Genomic DNA, 22,803 nt, shown 5'->3' on the forward strand with positions numbered 1-22,803 from the left:
TTGTTTAGCTGGATACCACGACCCGGTTACGGCCCTTCTGCTTCGCTTCGTACAGAGCCCGGTCCGCGGCGTTGATGAGCGCGCTGATGCTGGTGGTGGCGCGGTTGTAGGTGGCGATGCCGATGCTGACCGTCACCTTCACCGGGCCCTGGGGCGAGTCCACCGTGAGCGTCTCCACCGCGTGACGCAACCGCTCCGCGGCGTCCAGCGCCAGGTCCGCCGCCGTCTCCGGCAGGAACGCCACGAACTCCTCGCCGCCGTAGCGGCCGATCACGTCCTGCTGGCGCAGGCAGGCGCGGCAGCTGTCCGCCAGCACCCGCAGCACCCGGTCGCCGGTCTCGTGGCCATAGCTGTCGTTGACGCGCTTGAAGTGGTCCACGTCCAGCATCAGCACCGAGAGCTCCCGCTGGTAGCGGCGGCTGCGGTCGAACTCCGCCTCGGCCCGCTGCAGGAAGCTGCGGCGGATGGCCAGGCGTGTCAGGCCGTCGGTGGTGGCGAGCCGCTCCAGGTCCTTGATCAGCAGCGCGCGGTCCAGGGCCACGCTCACCTGCTTGGCCATGGCAGCGGCGATGTCCAGGCCCTGGGCCTGGATGGTCTTGGCCGCGCGTCCCACCAGCAGCAACCTGTAGGGCCTGTTGCCGGAGACCAGCGGTACCGCGAGGTAATGGCGCGGTGCCTGGCCGGCGGGCTCCAGCGTCGCCGCCTCCGCGTCCGTGAGCAGGCGCGGCAGCGGATCCTTGCGCAGCGCTGCCGCTACCTGCGCATGCGCGCTCGGCCAGCGCTCGTGGTAGAGCTGCTCCACCGCGTCGCCGCCGCGGCAGCCGATGAGCGTGAGACCGGCTTCCCGCTCCACGTAGAACAGCGCCCGGTCGTACTCGATGAACTTCATCAGGCTGTCCAGGAGGCAGGCGGCGATGGCGTTCTCGTCCTCCAGCGCGGTGACGGACTGGATGAGCTGGTGCAGCGCCTCGGCCCAGCGGCGGCGGTTGCGCTCCTCGGCATAGGCCTGGCGCCGCTTCAGGGAGCGGGCGAACAGGTAGAACCCGCCGCCGCCCACCAGCAGCGCCGCGAGCGCGTATCCCAGGTAAGCCCACCAGCTGCGCCAGGGCGGCGGCAGCACATCGATGGCGAGCGTCGCCTCGCGCCCGGACCAGGTGATGCCGTCGTTGGAGCCCTTCACATGCAGCACGTAGTGCCCGGGGTCGAGGTTGGTGTAGGTCACGGCGCGCTCGCCGGCGATGCTGTGCCACTCCTCGTCGAAGCCTTCCAGCGTGTAGCGGAAGCGGTTGCGGACGGGCTGGGCGTAGTCGAAGGCGGCGAACTCGAAGCCCAGGATGTTGTCCCGGTAGCGCAGCGCCGGCGTCTCGCCCGGTGCTGTCGGCGCCTGCGGCTTGCCCAGCACCGTGAAGCGCGTGATGGCCACGTCCGGCGCGGGCGAGACACCGTCCAGCGCGGCAGGATGGAAACTGGTGAGGCCGTTGCCGCCGCCGAAGAACAGCTCGCCGTCGGCGGCGGCATAAGCGGCGCCTTCGTTGAAGCCACCCTTCTGCAGCCCGTCCGGCTCGGCGTAGTTGCGGCGCACCGCACCGTCCGGCGCGAAGCGCGTGACGCCTTTGCCGGTGGCGAGCCAGAGGTCGCCATCCTGTTCCAGCATCCCGTCGATGCCGAGGTCCGGCAGGCCCTGCGCGAGGCCGTAGTGGCGCACCGCACCGTCCTTGGGGTCGATGGCGTCGAGTCCGTTGTCGGTGCCGGCCCACACCCGTCCATCGCGGGTGGCGAGGCAGCTCAGCACCGAATCGCTGGCGATGCCGTGGCGCGCGTCGCCCGCCTCGCTGTACACCTCGAAGCTGTCATGCACGCCGTCGAAGCGCGCCAGGCCCGCCGGGGTCGCCACCCACAGCGCGCCGTCGCGGCTCTGGCACAGGCCCCCGGCCAAGCCATGCGGCAGCGCGTCGGCGCGCCTGGGGTCCGGCATGAAGCGGCGCAGCACCTTGCCGGCGGCGGGATCGAACTGCACCAGCCCGGACTCGGTGCCGACCCACAGGCGGCCCTGGGCATCCTCGAATATGGAGTTCACGCTGTTCTGGTAAGGGTCGCCACCCGCGCCCGCCAGCGGGTGGAACGCGAAGCTGTCGCTCGCCGGCAGGTAGCGCGCGATGCCGTAGTCGGTGCCGAACCACAGGCGCCCCTCCCGGTCGCCATGGATCGCGTTCACTGCCTTGTCGTCCGGCGTGGAGGCCGGCCGCCCCGGCAGGATGTACTGCCGGTAATGGCGGCGCGTGGGATCGAGGCGCGTGAGGCCCTTGAGGGTGCCCACCCACAGCGTGCCGTCCGCTTGCTTGTAGATGGAGGTGACGAAGTCGCCGGCGAGTCCGTCGGCGGAACCCGGGTGTGAATGGTAATAGCCGAACACCTGGGTGCGCGGGTTGTAGATGTCGATGCCGCTGTAGTAGCCGCCGATCCAGTACAGGCCGGTGCGGTCCTGGTAGAGCGTGTGCAGGTCGTCGTCCCTCAGGCTCGCGGGGTCCGTGGGATCGTGCCGGTAGCTCGTGAAGCAGCCGCTCTTGGGATCGAAGCGGGCGAGGCCGCCGTGCAGGAGCGTGATCCACAGGTCGCCTTCCGCGTCCTGCACCATGCCGCGCACGTGGTCGCTGTAGAGCGCGCACTCCAGGCCGGGCTGCATGACGTGGAACGCCGTGAGCACGTCGCCCGCATCCACCACGCCGATGCCGTGCTCGCTGCCGATCCACAGCCGGCCGGCGCGGTCAGCGTAGAGCCGGCTGATGGGCGCCACGTCCAGCACCGGTTGCGCCCGGGCGAGCAGCGCGGGCGCACCCTTGAGCGCGAGGCGCACCAGCGTGTCGCGCTGCTCGTCGTACCAGAACACGCCATGGTCCGAACCCACCCAGAGGCGGCCGCGCGCATCCTCCTGCAGCGAGAGGATGCGTTCACCGTTCGGCAGCGTGGAATGCGTGGCGTAGTGGCGGAAGTCGGCGCCGCCGCCGTCGAGCCGGTCCACGCCGTGGTCCGTGCCGACCCACAGCCGGCCCTTATGGTCGAACAAGAGCGCGAACACCCTGTCGTCAGCGAGGCTGCCGGTCCGGTCCGCGGCATGGGTGTGGTGCACGAAGCGCGCCTCGCCGGGCGCGAGGCTGTCGAGTCCCGCGCCCTCGGTGCCGGCCCAGAGCGTGCCGTCCGGCGCGAAGGCCAGCGTGGTGACGATGTTCTGTGCCAGGGAGTCCGGCTCATGCGGGTCATGCAGGTAGGTGACGAAGCGGTAGCCGTCGTAGCGCTGCAGACCGTTGTCGGTGGCGATCCACATGTAGCCCACCTTGTCCTGCAGCAGCGCCTGCACGTTGCCGCTGGCGAGGCCGTCCTCGGTGTCGAAGTGGCGGAAGTGGGGCGTGGAACCGGGCGGGTAGGGGACGGCGGGTGCGGGGTGAGCAGCTGGGACCGGCATGAGCCAGGCAGCCAGCATGAGGCCCGGCAGGGAGAGACGGCCGACGGAGCGCTTTGGGCTCGGCATGGAGGCTACCGGTTCTGTCCCTATGAGATCGGGTCGCGCCCGCTCTTATTTGACAGATTGTTCCCGGATTGGCGGCGCCCGTCCAGCTAGGCCGTGAGGAAGCCCCACAGCAGCAGCGCGGCGCCGGCCACGGCCAGCGCGCCCGCGGGCCAAGCGGGTCCGCCGCCCAGGCCCAGCAGCACCAGCCCGCCCAGGAGCAGTGCCCCGCCCCCGGCGGCCCGGTAGCGGTGCCGGCTCATGGCCTCCAGGGCCGCTTCCCGCTGCAGCTCCCGCGCGGCGTCAGCACGGATCGGGTCTTCTTCCGCGAGGCGCCGCAGGATCGTGTGGAGGCGGCCCGGCGCTTCCAGCAGGAGCTCGCGCACCACCGGCAGGCCGTCCAGCACGCGCTTCAGGGTGGCGCGGGGTCCCATGCGCTCGCGGGTCCAGTCCTCCAGGAAGGGCTTGGCGGTCTGCCACAGGTCGAGCTCCGGGTAGAGCTCGCGGCCCAGGCCCTCGATGTTGAACAGCGTCTTCTGCAGCAGCACCAGCTGCGGCTGCACTTCCATGTTGAAGCGGCGCGCGGTCTGGAACAGGCGCAGCAGCACCTGGGCGAAGGAGATGTCCTTGAGCGGCTTGTTGAAGATCGGCTCGCACACCGAGCGGATCGCCATCTCGAACTCGTCGGCGCGGGTGCCCGGCGGCACCCAGGATGATTCCACGTGCAGTTCCGCCACGCGCCGGTAGTCGCGCTGGAAGAACGCCAGGAAGTTCTCGGCCAGATAGTACTGGTCGCGGCGGCTTAGGGTGCCGATGATGCCGAAGTCCACGGCCATGTAGATGGGCCGCTGCGGGTCCTCGACGCCGACGAAGATGTTGCCGGGGTGCATGTCGGCGTGGAAGAAGTTGTGCTTGAACACCTGCGTGAAGAAGATGGTCACGCCGTTCTCGGCCAGGCGCTTCATGTCCGTGCCGCGGGCGCGCAGCGTGGCGAGGTCGCTCACCGGCACGCCGTGGATGCGCTCCATGACCATCACGTCGCGCCGGGTCAGGTCCCAGAACACCTCGGGCACGTACAAGAGGTCCGAGCCCTCGAAGTTGCGCTTGAGCTGGGTGGCGTTGGCCGCCTCGCGCACCAGGTCGAGCTCGTCCAGCACGGTCTTCTCGTACTCCGCCACCACCTCCAGCGGGCGCAGGCGGCGGCCGTCGCTGGAATAGGCCTCCGCCAGGCGCGCGATGAAGTAGAGGACGTCCAGGTCCGCACGCACCAGCCTCTCCACGCCGGGCCGCAGCACCTTCACCACCACCTCGCGGCCGTCCTTGAGCTTCGCCGCGTGCACCTGGGCGATGGAGGCGGAGGCCAACGGCGTCTCGTCGAATGCGGCAAAGAGCTCCGTCACCGGCTGGCCGAGGGAGCGCTCCACGATGATGCGTGCCTCGCGGCCCGGGAACGGCGGCACCTGGTCCTGCAGCTTCGCCAGCTCGTCGGCGATGTCCAGCGACAGGAGGTCGCGGCGCGTGGAGAGCACCTGGCCGAACTTGACGAAGACGGGGCCGAGTTCCTCCAGCGACAGGCGGATGCGCTCGCCGCGGGTGATGGCCTTGCTGCGGGTCCAGTAGAAGGGGTTGAAGTAGACGATGAAGCGCATGGGCCGGAAGAGGTGCGTGGCGAGCACGATCTCCCCGAGGCCGTGGCGCATCAGGACCCAGTTCACGCGCCACAGGCGCAAGGCCTGGCGGGCGGTGATCATGTGGGCCGCCTCAGGCGCGACTCGGCGCGCTTCACCCGCGCTGTGAGGCGCTCGGCGTCATCGCGCAGCCGGTCCACGCCGGCGAGGAAACCCTCCACCTCGTGGCGCGGCGGCAGCTCGCGGGACTCGTAGTGAAGGTAGTCGGCCACGTCCCGGCCGAGGCGGCTGCCCGCGTCGCGGCCCCAGCCGAGGAAACCGTGCACGGCGTTGCCCACCTGGCGCGCCGCCACGTCGCCGATGCGCCGTGCCAGGAGTTCCTCCCAGTCCAGGTCGGCGTTCTTCAGCAGGCGCGAGAACACCTGCGCCGTCTCCGCCTCGCCGCTGATGGTCATGCCCTTGGGGATCGCCTCGCCGTCGCGCTTCAGGGCCGCCGCGGCGAGGGAGGCGGCGGGCGCGCGCACCGTGATGTCCGCCGCGCCGTGGTAGTCCGCCGCCACGGTCATGCGGCCGCCCTGGGGCAGGAAGTGCAGCGTGAGCGGCAGGCCGATGAGTTCCAGGCGGATGACCTTGCCCTCGAGCTTCGCGAGGTCCGCGCGCGCCGCGCTGGAGCCCTGCAGCGAGGTCTCTAGCGCCTTCTCGACTCCCGCGGCAATCAGGTCGCCGAAGGGCAGCGCGCTCACAGCTTGTGGCCCCGGTGCAGGGCGACGATTCCGCCCGAGAGGTTGAAGTAGTCGCAGCGCTCGAAGCCCGCGGACTGCATCATGCCCTTGAGCGTCTCCTGGTCCGGGTGCATGCGGATGGATTCGGCCAGGTAGCGGTAGCTCGCTTCATCCTTGGCCACGTACTTGCCGAGCTTCGGCAGTATGTTGAAGGAATAGCTGTCGTAGATCGGCTTAAGGCCGGGCGCCGTGGGATGCGAGAACTCCAGCACCAGCAGCCGGCCGCCGGGCTTCAGTACCCGGTACATGCTGGCGAGCGCCTCCTGCTTGCGGGTGACGTTGCGCAAGCCGAAGCCGATGGTGACGCAGTGGAAAGAGTTCGTCGCTAACGGCAGCTTCTCGGCATCGGCGATCGCGTACTGCACGTTGGACGATTCGCCCGCGTCCACCAGCTTGGCGCGGCCGTGGGCCAGCATGGCGGGGTTGATGTCCGTGAGCAGCACCGAGCCGCTCTCGCCCACCTGCCGAGCCATGCCGCGGGCCAGGTCGCCGCTGCCGCCGGCCACGTCCAGCGCCTGCTGGCCGGGTTTCAATCCCGTCTGACCCAAGGCGAAGCGCTTCCAGAGGCGGTGCACGCCGAACGACATGAGGTCGTTCATGAGGTCGTAGTTGTCCGCCACCGACTCGAACACCCGGCGCACCCGCGCGGCTTTCTCGCCCACGGCGACGCGCTGGTAACCGAAATCGGTGGTGTTGTCGCCGGCGGGCTTGTTCATGTTCTGGAGGTAGGTTCGGGACGGCCCATTCTAGCAGCCGCGCCGGGGAGGCCGAAAACCCAGGGAAAGACCGGGTGTTAAACCCGTTTGAAGATGAGACTGGTGTTTATCCCGCCGGTTCGCCGCATGCGGCGAACGGGCAGGCAGGATGCCTGCCCCGTGCCGCGCACGTAGCAGGGCGAGAAACACTGTTTCGAGCAAGCGCGGAAGGCCGTCAGGCCCGGCTTCTTCTCTTACACGCGTTTGAAGATAAGGCTGGTATTAATTCCGCCAAACGCGAAGTTGTTGCTGATGATGCAGTCGGTCTCGAGCTTGCGCACGCCGCCCGTGATGTAGTCCAGCTCGGCGCAGGCCGGATCCAGCTCGTCCAGGTTCAGGGTGGGGGCGAACCAGCCCTCCAGCATCATGCGGATGCTGAGCCAGGCCTCGAGGGAGCCGCAGGCGCCCAGGGTGTGGCCGAAGTGCCCCTTGAGGGAGCTGAAAGGCATCTTGCTGCCGAACACCTGCTGCGTCGCCACCGACTCCGCGATGTCGCCGCGGTCGGTGGCGGTGCCGTGCGCGTTCACGTAGCCGACCGCGCCCGCCGGCAGGCCCGCGTCCTGCAGCGCCAGTTCCATGACCTTCGCCATGGTCTCGGCCTGGGGCTGGGTGATGTGCGCGCCGTCGCTGTTAGTGCCGAAGCCCACCACCTCGGCGTAGATCCTCGCGCCGCGCGCCTTGGCGCGGTCCAGGTCCTCGAGAACCACGCTCGCGGCGCCCTCGCCGATCACGAGGCCGTCGCGGTGCTTGTCGAAGGGGCGCGGCGCCGTGGCCGGCGCGTCGTTGCGGCGGCTCGCCGCGAACAGCGTGTCGAACACCGCGGTCGGGCCCATGCTGAGCTCCTCCGCGCCGCCGGCGATCATCACGTCCTGCTGGCCGTGCTTGATCGCCTCGTAGGCGAAGCCGATGCCCTGGCTGCCGGAGGTGCAGGCGCTGGTGGAGGGGATGACGCGGCCGGTGATGCCGAAGAACAGGCCGATGTTCACCGCGCCCGTGTGGCTCATCATCTGCACGTAGGTGTTGGAGGTGAGTCCCCTGAGGCTCCTGTGCTCGCCCATGCGGCCGAAGGCCATGGTGGCCTCGGCGCCGCCGGCACAGGCGCCATAGGCGATGCCGGTTCGGCCGGATTTCAGGATGGGGTCGCCGATGAGCCCCGCCTGCTCGAGCGCGAGCTCGCTGGCGCGGGTGGACATCACCGCCACCGGCGCCATGCTGCGCAGGATCTTGCGGTCGTAGTGCGGCGGCAGCTGGTAGGGGGCGACCGGGGCCGCCAGCTTGCTGCCGAGGTCGTCGAGCTTGTCCCACTCCGCCATGCGCACCACGCCGGAGCGGCCCTCGCGCAACGCGCCGGAGATGGTCTCCCAGTCGTGGCCGAGCGCGGTGACGCCGCCGAAGCCGGTGATTACGACGCGGCGCGGCACGGGGAGATTCCAGTGTGGGCGAGGGAGGGCATCGGGGTGATGATATATCCAAACGCCGGGACTTTAGGTCCCGGCCGGGCCGCGGGGCCTCAGGGGCTGGGTTGGGAAGGTACCAGCATCTGCTCGATGATGCGCTGCACGTCGGCCACGGTGCGCACGCCCTTGAAATCCTCGGGGCTGACCTTGCGGCCGGTCATCTCCTGCAGCTTGATGACCATGTCCACGGCGTCGATGCTGTCCAGGTCCAGGTCCTCGTAGAGGCGGGCCTCGGGGGTGATCTTCGCGGGGTCGAGGTCGAACTGCTCCACAAGGGTGTCCTTGAGGGTCTTGAAGACGTCCTGTGGGAGCATTACGCGGCTCTCTATATATCTGGATATATGGTTATCGAGCGCCGGAAGTCCGGCTCCCATGTCGGCCGCTCATCGGGTGGCGACCGTGGCCGCTATGTTAACGCTTCTGGACGCCCGGGCAAGGGCTCGGACTCCGCTTCAGGGCCGATGCCGAGGAGTTCCGGCAGCGTGACGCACTCCAGGCCCCGTTCCCGCAGGCCCTCCAGGATGATGCTCACGGCCTCGGCGCATCCCCCGCGGTGCCGGCCCGGCAGATGGTGGCCGTCGTGCAGCAGCACGATGTCGCCGCCGCGGATCCGCTTCAGCACCCGCTGCGCCATGCGTCCAGGGTCCGCGTCCAGGGTGTCCCGGCTGTGCACCGACCAGGCCACCAGGGTCAGTCCCTTCTTCCAGAGCGCATGCCCGAGCTCGCCGCTCTTGATGCCTACCGGCGGCCGGTACAGGGGCAGCGGCCGGCGCCCGGTCGCCGCCGCGATGGCCTCTTCGCAGCGGGTGAGCTCCTGCACGTGGCGGCCGGTCATGTAGAAGTTCTGCAGGAAGGAATGCTGCCAGGAGTGGTTCGCGAGCACGTGACCCTCCGCGGCCATGCGCCGGCCGAGCTCCGGCTGCGCGGCGAGTGCGCGGCCCACCACGAAGAAGGTGGCGCGGGCACCGTGGCGCTTGAGCACGTCCAGCACCTGGGGCGTCACCTCCGGGTCCGGGCCGTCGTCGAAGCTGAGCGCGACCTTGCGGCTCGTCCGGTCGCCGTGGCTTACCGCCGGATGGAAGAGGCTCGAGCCCGGGCGGAACATGCCGTCCGCCGACACCAGCACCAGCAGCGCCGTCAGCAACAGGAACCAGGCCGGCAGCGCGCCGGGGAACAGCGCCCCGCCGAGCGCCACCAGCGCGCACAGCACTGCGGCGCGGTGGATGTTCCAGCGCAGGAGGTCCGTGAGTCGGGGGCGGCGTGCCATCGCCGATATGATAATGCGCGGGGCCCTAGCCCTGCAGGAAACCCGCGTCTGCGAGCGGCAGTTCCGTCCAGCCGTCCTGCGGCGTGCGGCGCCGGCAGCGCCACTCCGGGCTGGCGCCGCGTAGCGCCGCTGCCAGCTGCCAGTGGGACGGGAACGCGACGTGCAGGAAGTGCCATTCTTCCGGCGGGAACGGGCCTTCCAGCCGCGCGCGGCCCGCGTCCATGTCGAAGCAGGCATGGCGCAGCCCGTCCCAGACCGAGAGCTGCGCGGCCTTGCAGGCGGCTTCCTTGAGAGTCCAGAGCCGGTAGAACGCCTGAAGCTGCGTGTCTCCGCTGAGCTCAGCTAGCCGCGCCGCTTCCCGGGCGCAGAACAGCCGCGCCGCCTGCCCGGCCACTGCGCGTGGGCGACAGCGCTCCAGGTCCACGCCCACCGGCAGCGGCGCCAGCGCTACCGCGAAGAACTCGCCGCTGTGACTGAGGTTGAGGTGCACATCCGCGGCCAGGTAGCGCACCCCGCCTTCGTCGGCGGTGACGAGCGCCGCCGGGTCCGCTTCCCCCAGCACCGCCTCCAGCGCATCCAGCAGCAGTGCGCGGCCGCCGAGCCAGCTCAGGCGGCGGGCCGTCGCGGTGAAAGCGTGGTAACGCGCCCGTTCTTCGGAGCGCAGGCGCGGCAAGAGCGTCTTCTCCCGCGCCCCATGGCCGGCGGTGTCCGCTTCCGCCAGCATGATGTCGACCCGGATGGCGGCCACGTTATGCCCGTGCTGACCCCGTGATTCCCCGCACCATAGCACGGCCGCCGCGCGATGGCGGAAGACATGCTAGATTGCTCGGACCTCTGGCTGGAGCGTGCCCATGGATAACCATACCGAACAATGCGACGTGCTGGTGATCGGCGGCGGTCCCGGTGGCAGCACCGCCGCGGGCCTGCTCGCACGCAAGGGCCACAAGGTCATCCAGCTCGAGAAGGACCACCATCCGCGTTTCCACATCGGCGAGTCGCTGCTGCCCATGAACATGCCGGTGTTCGAGCGCCTCGGCGTCATGGACAAGATCCGCGCCATGGGCGTCCACAAGCCCGGCGCCGACTTCGAGGCCAATAACGAGCGCGGCTACAACACCTACCTGTTCGCCCGCGCCCTCGGCGACAGCCCGCCGAATGCCTACCAGGTGTGGCGCCAGGACTTCGACAAGATGCTGTTCGACCACGCCCGCGAGTGCGGCGCCGACGGCCGCGAAGGCGCCGAGGTGGTGGCGGTGGAGCAGCGCGGCCCGCGCGATACCCTCGTGGACGTGAAGACAGATGACGGCCGGATCTACCGGATCCAGGCGCGCTACCTGCTTGATGCCAGCGGACGCGACGCCTTCATGGCCAGCAAGAAGAAGATCCGCAAGAAGAACCCGCAGCACCAGAGCGCGGCGATCTTCGGCCACTTCCGCGGCGCGGAGTTCCGTCCCGGCGCCGATGCCGGTAACATCAGCATCTACAACTTCCCGCACGGCTGGATGTGGATGATCCCGCTGCCCAACGGCGTGATGAGCGTGGGCGCGGTGTGCCGCCCCGACTACCTCAAGCAGCGCCGCGGCCGCACCCGCGAGTTCCTGTTCGACACGCTCAAGACGAGCGAGGGCCTCTGGAAGCGCATGGAGAAGGCCGAGCTCATCGGCGACGAGGTGCGTGTCACGGGCAACTATTCCTACGAGGCCACCCATATCGGCGGTCCGGGCTGGATGCTGGTGGGCGACGCGTTCGTGTTCCTGGACCCGGTGTTCTCCTCGGGCGTCTACCTCGCCACCAGCGGCGCCGAGCAGACCGTGGCCCTGGTGGAGGAGGCGCTGGCGCACCCGGAGCGCGAGGTGCGGCTGCAGCGCAAGCTGGAACGGCGCCTGCGCAAGGGCATGAGCCGCTTCGCGTTCTTCATCTACCGCTTCAACTCGCCGGTGATGCAGCACCTGTTCCAGAATCCGCGCAACGACTGGCAGATCGAGCAGGGTGTGATCTCGATGCTGGCAGGGGACCTGTTCGACTCCTGGAAGGTGCAGCTTAGGCTGTACCTGTTCAAGGTCATCTACGCGGCCTATGCCCTGCGCCATTGGCGCCTATGGTACGGCGAGCACCGCTACCGCATGGTCCAGGCCCGCGCCGAGTTCACCGGCGGGAATACGCCGGTGGATAAGGTCTAAATCTAGCTGAAAAATCCGGACTCGCCTCCGCCGCATCGAGCGCGGAGGCGCTTGATGCGCGTGCGGTGCATTCCGCACCGCATCTCTCCAGACAGGTACGCCTAGAACATCCCGCCGTTTATGGAGAGCACCTGCCGCGTGACATATGCGGCGGGCTCCGAGAACAGGTAGGCCACCAGCGCCGCCACTTCTTCCGGCTTGCCGGCGCGTCCCAGCGGGATCTGCTTGAGGATCTCCTCCACCGGCAGGTCCTGCACCATGTCGGTCTCGATGAAACCCGGCGCCACGCAGTTCACGGTAATGCGCCGGCTCGCGAGCTCCACCGCCAGCGCCTTGGAGGCGCCGATGAGCCCGGCCTTGGCCGCGCTGTAGTTGGTCTGGCCGCGGTTGCCCATGAGCCCGGACACCGAGGCGACGGTCACGATGCGCCCGCCATCCCGCAGCCGCACCAGCGGCATCACCAGGGGATGCAGCAGGTTGTAGAAGCCGTCGAGGTTGGTGGCGATCACCCGGTCCCAATCCGCGCCCGGCATGGCGGCGAAGGTGTTGTCGGCGTGCATGCCGGCGTTGCACACCACGCCCCAGTAGGCGCCGTGCGCTTCCAGGTCCTGCTCCAGCGCCGCGCGGGTGGCGTCGCGGTCCGTGAGGTCGAAGGCGAGGGTGCGAGCCCCGCCGAGCTCCTTCGCCAGCGCCACCGCCTTGGCGGCGTTGCTGCGGTAGTGCAGTGTGAGCGCGAAGCCTTGCCGCGCCAGGGCGCGGGCGATGGCCGCGCCGATGCCGCCGCTCGCCCCTGTCACCAATACGCGTCGCTGCGTGCTCACGGCATCTTCTCCCCGTCCAGTTCCACCACGATGAGCGTGGCCGTCACCAGGGTGCGGCCCTCCGCCAGTATGCGGCAGGCGCAGGCGGCCACGCCGCCGCTCTCGCCGAACTCCCGGTCCGCCGTCACCTCCAGTTGCATGCCGGCAGGGAAATAGGCGGTCTCGGCCTGGTAGCGGCGCGTGCCGAGAAGCATGCCCGCGTTCGGCGCCTTCTGGGCGCGGCGCGCTTCCAGGCCCGCATGGGCGGCGATGGCCTGGGCCATGATCTCGATGCCGACCCAGGCCGGCACACCGGCGCCGTCCACGAAGTAGGGATGTTCGGAAGTGATGCGCGTGGTCGCGCGGATGCCGTCGGCATGGTCTTCCAGCACCGCGTCCAGCAGCACCGCCGGACCGCGGTGCGGCAAGAGTTCCTGTACCGGCGGGAACGCGTCCATCAGTTACCCAGCACCAGGCAGGCATTGTTGCCGCCGAAGGCGAAGGAGTTGCTGGCTACCACGCGGCAGGCGCGCGGTGCGTAGCCCACGCTGCAGAGGTTGAGCCGCGCCAGCGCGGGGTCGGCGACGCCGTCCCATACGTGGGGCGGCAGGCCCGCTGCTCCCTCGCCGGTGAGCAGCATCCAGCAGAATGCCGCCTCGGTGGCGCCGGCCGCGCCCAGGGTGTGGCCGACGAGCGGCTTCGTGGAACTGCACGGCACCTCGCCCAGCACCCGCGCCACCACCTGGCTCTCCATGGCGTCGTTCAGCACGGTCGCCGTGCCGTGCAGGTTGAGGTAGTCCACCTGCGTGACGCCCGCCTGGTCCAGCGCCTGGCGCAACGCCGTCTCGGCGCCCTTGCCTTCCGGATCGGGCCCCGAGATGTGGTACGCGTCGGAGGACTCGCCCATGCCCAGGAGCGCCACCGGTCCGGGCTCGCGGCTCATGAGGAAGATCGCCGCACCCTCGCCGATGTTGATGCCGTCGCGGTTCCTGCTGAAGGGGTTGCACAGACCCTGGGACACCGACTCAAGCGCCGCGAAGCCGTTGAGCGTGAGCCGGCAGAGGGAATCCACGCCGCCGGTGATCACCGCGTCGCAGAGGCCGCTCCGGATCAGGCGGCGCGCCGAGGCGAACACCTTGGCGCTGGAGGTGCAGGCGGTGGAGACGGTCCAGGCAGGCCCGCGCACGCCCAGCGCGCGACGCAGGTACTCGGACGGGCTGCTGATCTCCTGCTGCCGGTAGTCGTAGCCGGCGGAGAGCGCGCCCTGCGCGAGCAGTGCCGCCAGCGCGCGCTCGCCTTCGGCGATGCCGGAAGTGCTGGTGCCGAGCACGATTCCCACCCGCGCGGCGCCGTGGCGCGAGAGCGCCGCGTCCACCGCGGGACGAATCTGCGCCAGCGCGGCGGCCAGCAGGCGGTTGTTGCGCGAGTCGTAGGCGCCGGACTCCGGCGCCAGCGCCGGCAGCTCAGCACGCACCGTGCCGGCGCGCACCGCGCGCGCGGGGATGAGGTCGTCGCGCCGCAGCATGCCGGCGCTGGAACCCGCGAGCAGGCCGGCGCGCACGGTGTCCACGTCGCCGCCCAGGGCATTCAGGATGCCGAGGGCGTTGAGGTAGACGCGCGTCACGGACCCGCTTCCAACGGCTTCATGTCCACCGTGAGTCCGAGCGGCGGCACTTCGATGCGCATGCTCTGCCGGTCCAGCGGCGCGGCGTCCTTCTCTATCAGTGCGATCATGTGGCCATGCTCCGCGATCTCGCGGCGCTCGCCCTGGTCCGTGTCGGTCACCGTGAGCGTGAGGTCATGCAGCCTGGGCTTGAGCTCGGCGGGATCGGCGAGCGCGAGCTCCAGCATCACCAGCAGCTTGTCGGTGGGGAGCTCGGGAGCGTCCGGCTCGACGCTGAGCGTCCGGCCGTCGTACTGCATCAGGAACAGGCCGGTGCCGAACAGGCTGGAGCCCGCGAGGCGCAACCCGCCGGCGTCGATGTGGAGCTGGCCCATGAAGCTGTCCTGCCGGCCCTCGCGGGTCACGGTCACGAGCCGGCTGCCGTCCATCGCCGGCAGCGCCGCGGGCGGCAACGGGCAGACCTGGCCGCTGCGGCCGAAGCGGGTGCAGTCCGGCATGAGTGGCGTGATGCAGCCCGCCAGCGGCAGCGCCAGGAGCGCCCAGGCGGCGAGGCGTGCGCGTCTCACGCGGACTCCGGCGGCAACGACAGGGGCGCGCTGAGGAAGCTCGCCAGGATGCCGATCAGGGTGGCGACTCCGAACACGTGCAGCGCCGGGATATGGCTGAGCGCCAGCAGGCCGAAGGAGAACAGCATGGTCATGGCGGAGAGGCTCACCGCCAGCGCCGGTGAGCGCCGTGTGGCGCCGCCCTCCCGCAGGAACACCGCATAGTCGCGGCCGAGACCCAGGATCAGGATCAGCGCCACCACGCCGAACAGGTTGAGCGGCTCGCCCAGCCAGCCCATCACGCCGAGCGTCAGGCCCAGCGCCAGCAGCGGCGGATACAGCATGCGCAGCGCCTCGCGCCGGCCGTAGCGCCACACCAACAGCGCCGAGATGAGGCCGTAACCCAGGATCACGAGCCAGGTGGTGCGCACGCGGATACGCTCGAAGGTCGCGGCGATGCGCGCCAGCGGATCCACGAATGCCACGCCCGGCACCGCCGCCGCGTCCTTCGCCAGCAGCGCGGGGTCCACGTCGCTGCTGCCGGTCACGGTCGCGATCAGCGCCACCTGCTCGCCGTCCTCCAGCACGAAGCGCTTGAGCGCCGGCGCCGCGTCGAACAGCGTCTCGGGCGCGAAGGTGTCAGGGTAGGCGTCCCGCCATTCGGCCACGTTGCGGTCCGCGAGTTTCGCCGGCAACCCGAGGCGGGTGAAGCCGGCGCGCAGTGCGGCCGGATCGCCGAACACATGCTTCCAGGCAGCGAGGCTTGCCTTCTGGTCGGCGATGGAGGGCAGGAAGCGCGAGAGGCCAAGGGTCGCGAGGCCGGGCGAATCGGCGCCGATGCGCTTGAACAGGGCGGTCTCGCGCTGCAGCGCCTCCTCCAGGCTCGGCGCCTCGATCAGGAAGAAGCCGGGGGGCGGCACCTGGTTCAGGGTGCTGCGCACCGCCGCGTCGGTCGCCAGCAGGTCCGGCGGCAGGTTCTGCAGGGTGCGCACGTCGTCGCTGGTACGCAGCCAATACCAGCCCGGTGCCGCCAGCACCAGCGCCAGGAGCGGCAGCAGCCAGCGCCACCGCGAGGCGCGGCAGGCACGCTGGATGAAGCGCTGCGGCCACAGCACTCCCGCGTGCACCGGCACCTCCGCGGGACGCGTGAGGCTCACGGGGAACACCAGCACCACCAGCAGGCCCGCTTCCAGCAGGCCCGCCACCGAGAACACAGCGAACTGGGTCAGCGCCGGGAAGCCGGCCAACAGCAGGAACGCGAAGGCCAGCACGCCGGTGGTGAGCCCGAGGTAGAGGCCCGGCCGCACCGCGCGCATCACGTCCTTGGGCTCGACGCCGCCGAACCAGTACTCGGCGAAGTAGAGGAACGCGTAGTCGATGGCGATGCCGAGCAGCGTGGTGCCGAACACCAGCGTGATCACCTGGATCGAGCCGAAGCAGAGGATCACCGCGGCGGTGGCGGCGAGCACGCTCGCCACGAGCTGCAGGCCGGCGAGCACGTGCGGCGCGAAGCTGCGGAACACCCAGGCGATCAGGACCATGATGAGCAGGGTCGAAGCCACGCTCAGCACCACGCTCTCCCGCTGCGCTTCGCGGCGCGCGGCGTCGGCGAACAGCGGCGCGCCGGTGGCGGTGAAGCGGCAGTCCGGACAGGTCGCGGCCACCGCGGCACGCGCGGTGTCCACCGCCGTCACCGCCTGCTTGCTGCCTTCCTCGCCGAAGGCTTCACCTGGCAGTACGGCGCGCAAGAGATAGGTGCGCTGGCCGTCCTGGAGCGCGGAGAAGAACGGCCCGTCCGGCAGGAAGCCGGGATAGGGCTGCGGCAACGCCGTCAGGAACGACGCCAGGTGGCCGCCCGGGTCGCTGCCGAACGCGCTCACCATGCCGGCGGGGCTCGCCAGCGACACCGCCACGTCGGTGGCGAGTGCCGGGGCGCCGCCCGTCACGAGGCGCTGTGCCTGCGCCTGGTCGAGGAGCGTGTAATGGTGTTCCCGGTACAGCTCGAGCAGATCGTCCAGGGACTCGCCGCTCTGGTCCGCTGCGAGCCCGCCGGCCTCGGCGGCTTGCAGCATCGCCTGGGCCCCGGCGCGGGTCGCATCCGCGTCGGGACCGCGCACCAGCATCAGCACCTCGCCCACGAAGGCGTCGCGGCTCTTCTCGGTGGCGGCCTGCAGCGCCGGGGCATCCTGCTGTGCCGGCAACATCGCCAGGATGTCGGTGTTGATGAAGTGCTTGGGGTCGAGGCGCATGGCCGCCGCGCCGCAGAGCAGCGCCAAGGAGGCCAGCCAGATGGCCCACCTGGCGCGGGCGGAGAGCGGACGCATCAGGGCGCGGCCGCGGCGCGCGGCGTGAAGCGGATGTCCATGTGGCCGCCGGAGGTCTCGAAGATCTCCAGGTGCTCGGGCCGGCCGGGGCCGGACTCGGTCACCTCGATGCGGCTGATGGCGTTCGCGATGGCGCCCGGCTTGGGCGTCAGCGTCACCTGCCGGCTGTCGCCGACGGGCTTCACCGCCACCTGGAAGTAGGCCGCGAGCTCGGCCTGGTCGCCGGACAGGGCGCTCACGAAGATATGCTGCACCGCCGCGAGCCACGGCGTCTGCGCCGGGTCCAGCGCGCGCTGGCTGCCGTCCGGCAGCTCCTCGCGCGCCTTGCCCCCGTTCATCTCGAACAGATAGTGGTAGGGGGAGGTGATCTCCCAGTGGAAGCCGCGGACCTTGTCGTAGCTCAGGTTGCCCCGGCTGGTGAGCGCGGTGTCGAAGCCCGGCAGGTTGCGCGTCTGCACGAAGTCGGCGGCGTAGCTCGCCGGCGGCGCGTCGCCGGCCCGTGCGGCCGTCGCACACAGGAAGAGCAGGGACAGTATCACTCGCAGTCTCATAGCCGGTCCTTCAGTCGTTGCAGCAGCGCCGGCGGGCTCACGAGTTGCAGCTCACCGCTGCCCACCGCGACGGCGCACTGGATGGTGTAGCCGGTGGTGAGGCGCCGGCCGTCGGCCGTATCCTCCACCAGGTAATCCATCTTCAGGCGGTTCTCCCACTCGGTGAGGCCCGCCTTCACCCGGATCACCTGGCCGTAGCGCAGCGCCTGCACGAAGCGCACGTGCGCCTCGATCAGCGGCCACTCGTAGCCCGAGGCCCGCATGGCTGGGTAGTCGTAATCGATCATGCGCAGCAGCTTGACGCGCGCCGCCTCGAAGTAGCGGAAGTAGTTGCCGTGCCATGCGATCTGCATGGGGTCGAGGTCCTGGAACGGGACCTCCAGTTCGGTCTCGGCCGTGAGCAGGGCGCCGCGCATGCCTTTAGGTCCCGTACAGCTTCCAACGCCGCTCGCCGATCGCGGTGCACAGGGCGCGCAACTCGTGTTCCAGCGGCCGGTCCTCCTCCACGAAGGCGCAGACCTTGAACACGTCGTCGTGCATCGCGCTGACGTTGGGTTGCATGCGGTTGGGCGGGCGCGCGCCCTTGCGGCGGCGGATCTCCAGGGCCTGGGCCGCGGCGGCGAGACAGGCGGCCGCCACCTGCTCGCTCAGCTCCAGCACGCGGATGCAGTCGCGCGCCGCGATGGTGCCCATGCTCACCTTGTCCTGGTTGTGGCACTCGGTGGAGCGGGAGAAGACGCTGGCGGGCATGCTTAGCTTGAGCGCCTCGGCGGTCCAGGCGGACACCGCGATCTGCACCGCCTTGAAACCGTGGTTTAGCGGCGCGCGCTCGCCCTCGGCGCCCGAGAGGTTGCTGGGCAGGCCGTTGTTGAAGCGCGTGTCGACGAGCAGGGCGAGCTGCCGGTCGAGCAGGTCGGCCACGTTCGCCACCGCGTTCTTGAGGCTGTCCGCCACGAACGCCACGTGGCCGCCGTAGAAGTGGCCGCCGTGGTAGATGTCGCCGGTGTCCGGATCGATGATCGGGTTGTCGTTGGCGCTGTTGAGCTCGTTCTCCAGGTCGCGGCGCATCCAGGGCAGCGCGTCCTCCAGCACTCCGATCACGTGCGGCGAGCAGCGGATCGAATAGCGGTCCTGGATGCGGATCGGGCTCTCCCGGTCCGAGGCACCCATGTCGGCGAAGATGCGCGCCGCCACCCGCTGCTGGCCGGCGTGCGGCTTCACGGCGAAGAGGCCCGGCGCGAAGTGCTTGGGGTTGCTGCCGAGCGCGATGCTCACCATCGAGGTGATGCGGGTGGCGAGGCGCGAGAGGTATTCGGCGCGCTCCCAGGCGAGGCAGGCGAGCGCGGTCATGACGGAGGTGCCGTTCATGAGCGCCAGGCCTTCCTTGGGGAAGAGCGTGATGGGCGCCATGCCGCTGGCCTTGAGGGCCTCGGCGGCGGGCATCTCGCGGCCACGGTGCACGACGCGCCGGTCCCCGACCAGCGCCGAAGCCACGTAGGAGAGGGGCGTGAGGTCGCCGCTCGCGCCCACCGAGCCCTCCTCGGGGATGAGCGGCGCGATGCGGTGGCGGATCAGGCCCTCGAGCTGCGTGAGCACGTCCGGACGCACGCCGGAGAAGCCGGCGGCAAGGGAGTTAAGGCGCGTCACCAGGATCGCGACGGTGGTGGGCTCGTCGAAGTAGTCGCCCAGGCCGCAACCGTGGTAGCGCACCAGGTGCGCCGGCAGCTGGTTCACCACCTCGGGCGGGATGCTGACGGTGCAGGAGTCGCCGTAGCCGGTGTTGACCCCGTACACGTCGCGGCCGGAGGCGATGGCCTCCGCCAGCACGCGCGCGCCGCGCTCGATGCGCTCGCGGTAGGCCTTGCCGTCCTCGAGCTTGAGGGGCGCGCCGCGGGAGACGGCGCAGACCTCTTCCAGGGTCAGGTGCCGGTCGCCCACAACGACGGGCTTCTCGGAGATGTCGGGTGCCATGTTGCGCATCGGTCTTTAGTTCCGCCGGGACGGCGGAGGCACGGCGGCGCCGTCTCCCTCGCCCCAGAAATCGTAGAAGTTGTACCACTGTAACGGAAAACGGGACGCGTAATCGGCCAGCCGCGCGGCGTAGCGGCCGGCCCAGGCCGCCGCCGCCTCGGTGCGGCCCTGGCGCGGCAGCCGGATCACGTCGGCGAAGGGCTCGAGGTACAGCCGGTAGCGGTCGCCCTCCCGCATGCAGAGGAACAGCAGCACCGGGCACTCCAGCACGTGGGCCAGCACGTAGGGCCCCACCGCGAACGGTGCCGGCGTGCCCAGGAACTCCGCGGGCACGGTCGAGCCAGGGCTCCGCCCGGCGGCAGCCCCACCGGCCTCGACCGGCACCCGGTCGCCAACGATCACCACCACCTCGCCCGCAGCGATCTTCTCGCGCAGCAGCACCGCCGTGTCGGCGCCGATCTCCTGCACGAAGATGAGGCGCAGCGAGTATTTCTCGTTCTGCTCCTGCAGCATGGCGTTGAGCTTCTCGGCGTTCTGCGTGTAGACCAGCGCGTTCACCTTGACGCCGGGGATGAGCGTGGCGATGGCGCGGGCGAGCTCGAGGTTGCCTAAGTGCGCGCTCAGGAGCAGCAGGCCGCGGCGCTGCGCCACCGAGCTCAGGAAGAGATCGCGAGCTGCCTCCGGCAGCTCCACCTTCACCCGTTCCGGGTCGTGCCAGGCGGCCACCTTGTCGAGGATGGTGAGGGAGAAGGACAGGAAGTGGCGGAAGCTCATGGCGAGCGTAGCCGGCTGCCCGGCGGCGGCCAGGAAGCGGCGCGAGGCGCGCCGCGCCTGGGCATGGGTCAGGAAGAAGTAGGCCGTCACCGGGTAGAGCACCGCCCGGCTCACCAAGCGTGGCAGCAGCCGGTCCAGCGCGCCCAGGAAGCGCAGGCCCGTGAGGCTGCCGCGCTCGGCGATGCGCGACCAGTGCCGCTGGCGCCGGCGCGCGCGGCTGCGGGCGATGAGCCAGGGCGCGCGCGGCAGCATCCCGAGCAGGAGGCGGGTATGCAGCCAGGTCATGCGCGCGTTGTCGCGCAGCATGCGGTAGTGGGAGATGCCGTCCTCCGGGTAGCGCACCGCGGTGGGCAGGAACAGGCTCTCGGTGCCGGCCCAGTACAGGCGCACCATCACGTCGGTGTCGAAGTCCATGCGCGCGCCGATGCGCACACGGGCTGCGAGCGCCAGGGTGGGAGCGATGGGATAGACGCGGAAGCCGCACATGCTGTCGCGCAGCGTGAGTGAGAGCGTCGAAGCCCACACCAGCGAGTGGGTGAGGTAGCGGCCGTAGAAGCGCACCTTGGGCACCGATTCGTCGTAGCGCGGCGTGCCGGAGATGAGGTGAGCGGGGTTCTCTTCGGAAAGCTTGAGCAGCGCCCGCGCGTCGGCGATCTCATGCTGGCCGTCCGCGTCCACCTGCAGCGCGTGGCTGTAGCCTAGCTTGCCCGCGAGCGCGATGCCTGCCATCACCGCCGCGCCCTTGCCGCCGTTGTGTGCCTGGGTCAGCAGTTCCACGCCGGGGCGCCGGGCGAGTTCTGCGAGCACCGCCTTGGTGGCGGCATCGCTGCCGTCATCCACCAGGATCACCGGCAGGCCTTCGGCCGTCAGCGCGGCCACCAGGCGGGGCAGCGCCGTATGATGGTTGTAGACCGGGATCAGCGCGCAGGGTTTGAAGCTCATGTCGTCCCGCCGAACACCAGGGTGCCGCTGGAACAACTCTCGCCACCGGCGCGGTACTCGTAGCGCAGGCGGCCCTTGGCCGCATCGGGCTTCAGCTCCAGCGTCACGCGCGCGCCCGGCAGGATCGGGCGCCTGAACTTCACCTGTTCCATGGCCGTCACGCCGGGGCCGAGGCCGTGCAGCGCATGGGCGAAGTGAGCGGCCCAGCCGATCTGCACCACGCCCGGCAGGATCGCCATGGCGGGAAAATGGCCCTCGAACCAGGGGTTGCCGGCGCCGACCTCGAGTTCGAGCTCGGTGCGCCCGTCGGCGTCGCGGCGCGCGAGGATCGTGGGCAGGCCCTTCACGGCTCGTCCCCGAACAGCGCGAGCAGCTTGGCCTGCTCCAGCTTGCCCATGGCATTGGCGGGCAGCGCTTCCGGGAACCGCCACTTGCGCGGGATCAGCAGCGGCTCGTAACTCTGGCGCAGCCATGCACGCAGGCTCTCGTTCACGGCGAACTTGCCGGAGGCTTCGAGCGCGCCGCAGCCCGCGCCGTTCAGCACCACCACCGCGCCCAGGAGTGCACGCCGGCCCGGCAACAGCAGGAGCCGCGCGTCTGCCACCCAGGCATGCTCGACGAGCCGCGCACGCATCTCGCTCAAGGAGACGCGCTTGTCCTCGAACTTGAGCACGTCGTCGGCGCGGCCCGCGAGCGCGAAGCGCGTGCCGTCGGCGCGGGCGAGGTCGCCGGTGGCGGCCCAGTCACCGCCGCTCCAGGCGGAGCGGGTCCACAGGCGCGTGCCCGTGTCCTCTGCACGGAGCTCGGCCTCCACTCCCGCGATGGGCCGCCACCAGGGCCTTGAGGCGGTGCCGTCCCAGGCGCGCCAGGCCACGCCGCCGGTCTCGGTGCTGCCGTAGACCTCGACGGCGGGCTTGCCCCAGTCCTCGCCCAGCGCGCGGGCGGCCTCGTCCGGCAGCGGCGCACCGGAGCTGAACAGCGCCGCGACGCGGGAAGCGGGCGGCAGCTCGTCCAGGGGCACGCGGCTCAGGAACGCCGGACTGCTGGCGATGACGCAGGGTCCCAGTGCCGCTGCGTCCCGCAGGTCCGCAGGCTGCGCGCACATGCGCGCGAGGAAGGTACGGCCCGTGAGCAGCGGCCAGAGGATGCGGAACAAGAGTCCATATAAGTGGTAGTGGGGCACGGTGCCGGTCACCACCGCATCGCCGAGCGTCGCACCCCACTGCCGCTCCAGCGCCTCCACCTCCAGGCGCAGCTGCGCGAAGGTCTTGGGCACGCACTTCGGCGCGCCGGAGGAGCCGGAGGTGTAGAACTCGATGGGCGAAGCGTCATCCGGCAACGCCATCTCGCTGCCGCCCGCGGCGGGCTGCGACAGCGCCAGGGTCGTGAAGCCGGGGAACTCCTCGGGCCGGTCCGTGAGCACCGCGTCCACCTGTACGCCTGCCGCCTTCAGGCTGCCGGCCTGGGGCGCCTGGGGCAGCACCACGGTGCGGCGGGGATCGGCGAGTGCCAGCAGCCCCGCGGCGAAGCCGCCGCCATCCTCTGAGACGAGCGCCCAGCGCCGCGCTGGGTGGGCTGCGAGCGCCGCGCGCAGCGCCCGTACCCGGGCCTGGAACGCCGCGCGCGCGAGCGGGCCGCCGCGCTCGATGAGCAGCGGACGCGCGTCGGCATCCGTCGGCAAACCCGGCATCGTCACGTCCC

At 70.4% G+C, this 22,803-nt stretch carries 20 protein-coding genes; 1 reads left to right on the forward strand and 19 read right to left on the reverse strand.

Annotation, left to right across the window (positions count from 1 at the left end; all coding sequences use genetic code 11):
- Positions 1–4: 4 nt before the first annotated feature.
- The 8 genes from VF651_02590 to VF651_02625 form a co-directional block, all read right to left on the reverse strand.
- Complete coding sequence (locus tag VF651_02590) at positions 5–3,526, reverse strand: two-component regulator propeller domain-containing protein (protein HEX7964583.1); 3,522 nt, start codon at positions 3,524–3,526, stop codon at positions 5–7.
- Positions 3,527–3,612: 86 nt separating this feature from the next.
- Positions 3,613–5,253 (reverse strand): ubiquinone biosynthesis regulatory protein kinase UbiB, encoded by a 1,641-nt coding sequence (gene ubiB, locus VF651_02595; protein ID HEX7964584.1) that lies wholly within the window; start codon positions 5,251–5,253, stop codon positions 3,613–3,615.
- Positions 5,250–5,873 (reverse strand): SCP2 sterol-binding domain-containing protein, encoded by a 624-nt coding sequence (locus tag VF651_02600; protein ID HEX7964585.1) that lies wholly within the window; start codon positions 5,871–5,873, stop codon positions 5,250–5,252. The genes ubiB and VF651_02600 overlap by 4 nt, the downstream gene beginning before the upstream one ends.
- Positions 5,870–6,628, reverse strand: a complete 759-nt coding sequence (ubiE, locus tag VF651_02605; protein HEX7964586.1) for a bifunctional demethylmenaquinone methyltransferase/2-methoxy-6-polyprenyl-1,4-benzoquinol methylase UbiE — start codon at positions 6,626–6,628, stop codon at positions 5,870–5,872. The genes VF651_02600 and ubiE overlap by 4 nt, the downstream gene beginning before the upstream one ends.
- A gap of 233 nt (positions 6,629–6,861) precedes the next feature.
- Positions 6,862–8,088 (reverse strand): beta-ketoacyl-ACP synthase, encoded by a 1,227-nt coding sequence (locus VF651_02610; GenBank protein HEX7964587.1) that lies wholly within the window; start codon positions 8,086–8,088, stop codon positions 6,862–6,864.
- An 89-nt stretch (positions 8,089–8,177) separates the two neighbouring features.
- Positions 8,178–8,438, reverse strand: coding sequence for an acyl carrier protein (locus VF651_02615; protein ID HEX7964588.1), 261 nt, complete (start codon positions 8,436–8,438; stop codon positions 8,178–8,180).
- Positions 8,439–8,530: 92 nt separating this feature from the next.
- Complete coding sequence (locus tag VF651_02620) at positions 8,531–9,391, reverse strand: polysaccharide deacetylase family protein (protein ID HEX7964589.1); 861 nt, start codon at positions 9,389–9,391, stop codon at positions 8,531–8,533.
- A 25-nt stretch (positions 9,392–9,416) separates the two neighbouring features.
- Complete coding sequence (locus tag VF651_02625; GenBank protein HEX7964590.1) at positions 9,417–10,139, reverse strand: 4'-phosphopantetheinyl transferase superfamily protein; 723 nt, start codon at positions 10,137–10,139, stop codon at positions 9,417–9,419.
- Positions 10,140–10,242: 103 nt separating this feature from the next.
- On the opposite strand from VF651_02625, the gene VF651_02630 reads away from it, so the two are divergent.
- Complete coding sequence (locus VF651_02630; protein ID HEX7964591.1) at positions 10,243–11,571, forward strand: NAD(P)/FAD-dependent oxidoreductase; 1,329 nt, start codon at positions 10,243–10,245, stop codon at positions 11,569–11,571.
- Between the two features lie 101 nt (positions 11,572–11,672).
- On the opposite strand, the gene fabG is transcribed toward VF651_02630, so the two are convergent.
- The 11 genes from fabG to VF651_02685 are packed head-to-tail and all read right to left on the reverse strand — an operon-like array spanning position 11,673 to position 22,792.
- A complete protein-coding gene (gene fabG / locus VF651_02635; GenBank protein ID HEX7964592.1) occupies positions 11,673–12,392 on the reverse strand; it encodes a 3-oxoacyl-ACP reductase FabG in 720 nt (239 codons plus the stop codon).
- Positions 12,389–12,829, reverse strand: a complete 441-nt coding sequence (locus tag VF651_02640) for a hypothetical protein (protein HEX7964593.1) — start codon at positions 12,827–12,829, stop codon at positions 12,389–12,391. The genes fabG and VF651_02640 overlap by 4 nt, the downstream gene beginning before the upstream one ends.
- Positions 12,829–13,995, reverse strand: coding sequence for a beta-ketoacyl-[acyl-carrier-protein] synthase family protein (locus VF651_02645; GenBank protein HEX7964594.1), 1,167 nt, complete (start codon positions 13,993–13,995; stop codon positions 12,829–12,831). The genes VF651_02640 and VF651_02645 overlap by 1 nt, the downstream gene beginning before the upstream one ends.
- Positions 13,992–14,561: a DUF3261 domain-containing protein gene (locus VF651_02650; GenBank protein HEX7964595.1), complete on the reverse strand. Its 570-nt coding sequence runs from the start codon at positions 14,559–14,561 to the stop codon at positions 13,992–13,994. The genes VF651_02645 and VF651_02650 overlap by 4 nt, the downstream gene beginning before the upstream one ends.
- A complete protein-coding gene (locus VF651_02655; GenBank protein HEX7964596.1) occupies positions 14,558–16,864 on the reverse strand; it encodes a hypothetical protein in 2,307 nt (768 codons plus the stop codon). The genes VF651_02650 and VF651_02655 overlap by 4 nt, the downstream gene beginning before the upstream one ends.
- Positions 16,864–17,403, reverse strand: coding sequence for an outer membrane lipoprotein carrier protein LolA (locus tag VF651_02660; GenBank protein ID HEX7964597.1), 540 nt, complete (start codon positions 17,401–17,403; stop codon positions 16,864–16,866). Before VF651_02660 ends, VF651_02655 begins: the two co-directional genes overlap by 1 nt.
- A gap of 8 nt (positions 17,404–17,411) precedes the next feature.
- Entirely contained in the window at positions 17,412–17,831 is a 420-nt protein-coding gene (locus VF651_02665; GenBank protein ID HEX7964598.1) for an acyl-CoA thioesterase, read from the reverse strand.
- A gap of 4 nt (positions 17,832–17,835) precedes the next feature.
- Positions 17,836–19,386, reverse strand: a complete 1,551-nt coding sequence (locus VF651_02670; GenBank protein ID HEX7964599.1) for an aromatic amino acid ammonia-lyase — start codon at positions 19,384–19,386, stop codon at positions 17,836–17,838.
- 15 nt (positions 19,387–19,401) lie between these two features.
- Entirely contained in the window at positions 19,402–21,102 is a 1,701-nt protein-coding gene (locus VF651_02675; GenBank protein HEX7964600.1) for a glycosyltransferase, read from the reverse strand.
- A complete protein-coding gene (locus tag VF651_02680; GenBank protein HEX7964601.1) occupies positions 21,099–21,449 on the reverse strand; it encodes a hypothetical protein in 351 nt (116 codons plus the stop codon). The genes VF651_02675 and VF651_02680 overlap by 4 nt, the downstream gene beginning before the upstream one ends.
- Positions 21,446–22,792: an AMP-binding protein gene (locus VF651_02685; protein HEX7964602.1), complete on the reverse strand. Its 1,347-nt coding sequence runs from the start codon at positions 22,790–22,792 to the stop codon at positions 21,446–21,448. The genes VF651_02680 and VF651_02685 overlap by 4 nt, the downstream gene beginning before the upstream one ends.
- Positions 22,793–22,803 lie beyond the last annotated feature (11 nt).

It is taken from the genome of Gammaproteobacteria bacterium, from assembly GCA_036383255.1.
GTDB lineage: Bacteria > Pseudomonadota > Gammaproteobacteria > Natronospirales > REEB76 > DASUBN01.

What these genes read in the sequence shown, in the direction of transcription:
- VF651_02670 (HEX7964599.1), bottom strand. Translation starts at nt 19,386, where the DNA reads ATGGCACCCGACATCTCCGAGAAGCCCGTCGTTGTGGGCGACCGGCAC.
- VF651_02630 (HEX7964591.1), top strand. Translation starts at nt 10,243, where the DNA reads ATGGATAACCATACCGAACAATGCGACGTGCTGGTGATCGGCGGCGGT.
- ubiB (HEX7964584.1), bottom strand. Translation starts at nt 5,253, where the DNA reads ATGATCACCGCCCGCCAGGCCTTGCGCCTGTGGCGCGTGAACTGGGTC.
- VF651_02620 (HEX7964589.1), bottom strand. Translation starts at nt 9,391, where the DNA reads ATGGCACGCCGCCCCCGACTCACGGACCTCCTGCGCTGGAACATCCAC.
- VF651_02655 (HEX7964596.1), bottom strand. Translation starts at nt 16,864, where the DNA reads ATGCGTCCGCTCTCCGCCCGCGCCAGGTGGGCCATCTGGCTGGCCTCC.
- VF651_02590 (HEX7964583.1), bottom strand. Translation starts at nt 3,526, where the DNA reads ATGCCGAGCCCAAAGCGCTCCGTCGGCCGTCTCTCCCTGCCGGGCCTC.
- VF651_02685 (HEX7964602.1), bottom strand. Translation starts at nt 22,792, where the DNA reads ATGCCGGGTTTGCCGACGGATGCCGACGCGCGTCCGCTGCTCATCGAG.
- VF651_02675 (HEX7964600.1), bottom strand. Translation starts at nt 21,102, where the DNA reads ATGAGCTTCAAACCCTGCGCGCTGATCCCGGTCTACAACCATCATACG.
- ubiE (HEX7964586.1), bottom strand. Translation starts at nt 6,628, where the DNA reads ATGAACAAGCCCGCCGGCGACAACACCACCGATTTCGGTTACCAGCGC.
- VF651_02640 (HEX7964593.1), bottom strand. Translation starts at nt 12,829, where the DNA reads ATGGACGCGTTCCCGCCGGTACAGGAACTCTTGCCGCACCGCGGTCCG.
- VF651_02615 (HEX7964588.1), bottom strand. Translation starts at nt 8,438, where the DNA reads ATGCTCCCACAGGACGTCTTCAAGACCCTCAAGGACACCCTTGTGGAG.
- VF651_02665 (HEX7964598.1), bottom strand. Translation starts at nt 17,831, where the DNA reads ATGCGCGGCGCCCTGCTCACGGCCGAGACCGAACTGGAGGTCCCGTTC.